The organism is Pseudomonas sp. (assembly GCF_035277045.1).
GTDB lineage: Bacteria > Pseudomonadota > Gammaproteobacteria > Pseudomonadales > Pseudomonadaceae > Aquipseudomonas.
In genome coordinates this window covers 1-3,970 of the sequence record NZ_DATELE010000067.1, presented here as the reverse complement: position 1 = coordinate 3,970, position 3,970 = coordinate 1, and the positions used below count along the sequence as shown (strand labels likewise).

3 protein-coding genes are annotated in these 3,970 nt (G+C 63.1%); all 3 read right to left on the bottom strand.

Annotated features, from left to right (window positions below; all coding sequences use genetic code 11):
* Positions 1-96: 96 nt before the first annotated feature.
* On the bottom strand, positions 97-999 hold the full coding sequence (locus VJS90_RS02925) for a dihydrodipicolinate synthase family protein (RefSeq protein WP_324118928.1): 903 nt from the start codon (positions 997-999) through the stop codon (positions 97-99).
* A gap of 70 nt (positions 1,000-1,069) precedes the next feature.
* Positions 1,070-2,398, bottom strand: coding sequence for an MFS transporter (locus tag VJS90_RS02920; RefSeq protein ID WP_324118926.1), 1,329 nt, complete (start codon positions 2,396-2,398; stop codon positions 1,070-1,072).
* A gap of 187 nt (positions 2,399-2,585) precedes the next feature.
* On the bottom strand, positions 2,586-3,905 hold the full coding sequence (locus VJS90_RS02915; RefSeq protein ID WP_324118924.1) for an FAD-binding oxidoreductase: 1,320 nt from the start codon (positions 3,903-3,905) through the stop codon (positions 2,586-2,588).
* Positions 3,906-3,970 lie beyond the last annotated feature (65 nt).

Sequence of the window (3,970 nt, the reverse complement as noted above, 5' to 3'; positions counted from 1 at the left end):
GCATCGCGGAACTCGCCGTCGATGAACGCCTGGGTCCGCAATTCCAGTCTGGCGGCGATGTCCGCGTATTGGGCCTTGCTCAGCAATTCAGCCATCTCATGCACCTCCGGTGATCTGGGCGATGTTGCGCTTGAGGGTCGCGACGACCTCCTTCAGCGCTTCTTTCTCGGCGTTGTCCAGGCCTTGCAGCGGGGCGCGCACGCCACCGGTGCGCAGGCCTTGCAGCTCGCTGCCGAACTTGATCGACTGGACGAACTTGCCACCTTCGAGGAAGTCCATCAGCGGCATCAGCTCGGCCATGATGCGGCGGCCCTTGGCGAAGTCCTTCTCGACCACGCACGCCTGGTACAGCGCCACGTGCTCGCGCGGGATGAAGTTGGAACCGGCGCAGACCCAGCTCTGCGCACCCCAGGCGAAGAACTCCAGGGCCTGGTCGTCCCAGCCGCAGGACAGCGCGATGTTCGGGCGATGGATGGCCAGGCGGTGCAGCTGGGCCATGTCGCCCGAGCTTTCCTTGATGGCGACGATGTTCTTCACGTCGGCGACGGCGTCGAAGAATTCCTCGCCCATGCTCACGCTCATGCGGCCCGGGTAGTTGTAGAGCATGATCGGCAGGTCGGCGGCCTGGTCCACGGCTTTGACGTGAATGGCGATCTCCTGCTGGGTCGGCAGCGCGTACGGCGGAGTGCCGACCAGCAGCGCGTCAGCCTTGATTTCCTTGGCATGCTTGGCGAAGGCCACCGCGTCTTCGGTGCGGATGCCACCGGTGCCGACGATCAGCGGCAGGCGGCCGTTGAGCACGTCCTTGGCCTGGGCGGCCAGGTCGAAACGCTCCTGGGCGGTGTGGGCGTAGTACTCGCCGGTGGAGCCGCCGATGATCACGCCGTGGATGCCGGACTCGACCAGGTATTCCAGAACCTCGGCAAAGGCGGCCTTGTCGATGCTGCCATCAGCGCTCAGGGGGGTGATCGCCGGGGTGTAGATGCCTTCAAATTTCACGATGGATGCTCCTTGTGTACCAATTCATGGATTCGGGCCGCGCAGGCTGGGGCTGCGCGGCAAATGCGTATCAGGCCAGGGAGGCCGCCTGCTGCAGGTTGAGCGAGCGGGTCTCGGGGGCCAGGGCCCAGGCGAACGCTAGGCCGATCAAGGTCACGATCGCCGCGGCGTACATGGTGAAAGCAATGCCGTGGCTGTCGAGCGCCATCGGCACCAGCCAGGTACCGACGGCCGCGCCGACACGCGACATCGAGGTGCCGACGCCCACGGCGCAGGCCCGGATTTCGGTGGGAAACAGTTCGTTCGGGTACACCAGCTGCAGCACCTGGGCGCCGCCGATGAACAGCGCGTAAGCGCCGAACAGACTGAGGATCACCACTTCGGAGCCGGCGTGGAACGCGCCGAGTCCCAGCAGCGCCAGCCCCGACAGGAAGAAGCTGTAGATCAGCATGCTGCGTCGGCCGATGGTGTTGATCAGGCGGGTCGCGATGATGCAGCCGACCACGAACAGCAGCGTGATCGCCACCGAGCCGAACGACGCCCAGTCACCCTTGAGGTTCAGCGCCCCCAGCACCTTGGGTGCGAAGGCATACACGGCGAATACCGGGATCACCGAGCAGGTCCAGAACATGGTGACGAACAGCATGCGTTTGCCATAACCCGAATGCAGCAGGCTCAGGAACGACAGCTTTTTCGTCTCGGGCTGTTCAGGCAGGTTGCGCAGGGAAAACCCGTCGCCGTAGACCGACTTGATGACCGTCTCGGCCTCGGCCGCACGGCCCTTGCTCAGCAGCCAGCGGGGCGATTCCGGGGTGCCCATGCGCAGCAGGAACAGCACGGCACCGATCACCACCGGGCTTGCCAGCACCAGGCGCCAGGCGTCTTCGCCGCCGTTGCGCAGCAGGTAGTCACCGACCATGTAGGCAAACGCCGCACCGGCGAACCACAGAATGGTCAGGGTGGCCAGGCGCGGGCCACGGTTTTTCTTGGGCAGGAACTCAACCAGCAACGAGGTGGCGACCGGGTACTCGATGCCTACCGCCACGCCGATCAGGAACCGCAAGAGAAACAGCGTTACCCCAGACTCGATCCAGTACTGGCTCACCGAGCCAATCATGAACAGGATTGGCCCGACGAAGAAGATCAGCTTGCGGCCAAAACGGTCGGTCAGCCAGCCGCCCAGAAAGCCGCCAAAGAAAATGCCGATCAGCGCCGAGGCGGCGATCATGCCTTGCCAGAAGCTGGTCAGGTTCAGGCCTGCGGACATCTGCACCATGGCCACGCCGATGATGCTCAGCACATAGCCATCCACGAAGGAGCCACCACCGGAACGCACGGTGAGCAGCTGGTGAAAGCGGTTGAGCGGTACGTCTTCAACGGAAACATTTGGATTTGTCATTGTTTTCTCCTGCCAATACTGAGAGCCGCGCTGATCTGAGGCCGAACGGGTCCGCGAAACTGAAAACGAAGTTCAGTTCCGGTTGACCCAGCGTCGTGCCGATCAGTGAATTACAAATAATTAGGTGCGCAGGCTGGCCAGTAACTGCCCAGCGTTGTATCAACTCCTTCTACTGTAAAACCTGTCCTTAACTTTCCTGCCCCGCCCGGTATTGCCCCCACTTCAGGTTCATGTTGACGCCGAGGGAAACCAGGGGCGCCGGTGGATTCGCGCAAGGGCCCGGGGAGTCGAGCACAAAGTCGATAAGTTCGTTGCGTTGCCCGGCCAGCCAGTCGGCGAGCAACTTTCCGGTGGCGGTACCACGGGTAATGCCCAGGCCATTGCAGCACAACGCGCCATAGACGTTATTGGCCAACTCGCCGAAGTAACCCAGGTGGTTGCGCGACAAGGCCAGCGCACCGCCCCAGGTATATTCGAACGCGAGTTGCGGCAACATCGGGAAGCGGCGTTCGAACGATGCGCGATGACGGCTGGAGACGCTCGCCAGGTACCTGGGATTGCTGCGACCGTCCGGGTTGAAGCTGAAGCTGTTGCGGATCAGCAGCCGGTTGTCAGGCGTGCGGCGCACGGTGGTGCCGAACGGATCGGCCGGGATGACGCCCCAGTAGGGTTTGCCACCGAGCTGCGCCTGTTCGTCCGCGGTCATCGGCCGGGTCAGGCTGGCGTAGGTGAACACCGGCAGCATGCGCCCCTTGAGGAAACCGAAATGGTCGGCGAAGGCGTTGTTGCACAGCAGCAGCTTGTCGGCGGTGATCGATCCGTTGGCGTGGCGCAGCACGGTCTTGGCGCCGTACTCCACGTCGGTGATCGGGGTGTTCTCGTAGAGGGTCACGTTGGACGGCAGGCTGTCGGCCAGGCCTTTGACCAGCGCCGAAGGCTGCACCAGGGAAGTGCCGGGGGTGAACAGTGCCTTGCGGTAGAAGCGCGTGCCGATGTGCTCGGGCAGGTCCTCGCCTTCGATCATCTGGTACGGCTGGTCGAGCTTGTCCAGCCCGCGACGATAAGCCTCGAGCACAGCGATGCCGCGCCCTTCGACGGCGGCCTGGTACTTGCCGCAATGCTTCATCTGGCAGTCGATGCCGTAGCGCTCGACCAGTTCCTTGAGAAATGACTGACCACTGAGGTTGAGCTTGAGGGTGGTCTTGGCGATGCCGATATCGCCGATGTAATCCTCGGCGCCGATGTCATGCGGCAGGTCGATGGCGAAGCCCGCATTGCGGCCTGCCGTGCCATGGCCGACTTCCTGGGCTTCCACCAGCAGGATCTGCTGGTCCGGGAAGTGGCTGGCCAGCTGGCGAGCGGCGGCAAGACCGGTATAGCCGGCGCCCACGATCACCCAGCGGGCGCTGCTGTTGCCACTGTGCGGCGCCTTTGGCTGCCGCCCTTTGCTCAGGTGATACCAGCCACAGGTTTTATCATCGGCCGGCAACGAGGTTATTTTTGTCATTTCTTGAACCTGGATATTGTTGTTAGCGTTCGAGCATCGGTTCCTGCCCTGCCCTCATCAGTGGG

Bases quoted from the DNA above. Each gene is read 5' to 3' on its own strand.
- VJS90_RS02920 (WP_324118926.1), bottom strand. From the start codon at position 2,398: ATGACAAATCCAAATGTTTCCGTTGAAGACGTACCGCTCAACCGCTTT.
- VJS90_RS02915 (WP_324118924.1), bottom strand. From the start codon at position 3,905: ATGACAAAAATAACCTCGTTGCCGGCCGATGATAAAACCTGTGGCTGG.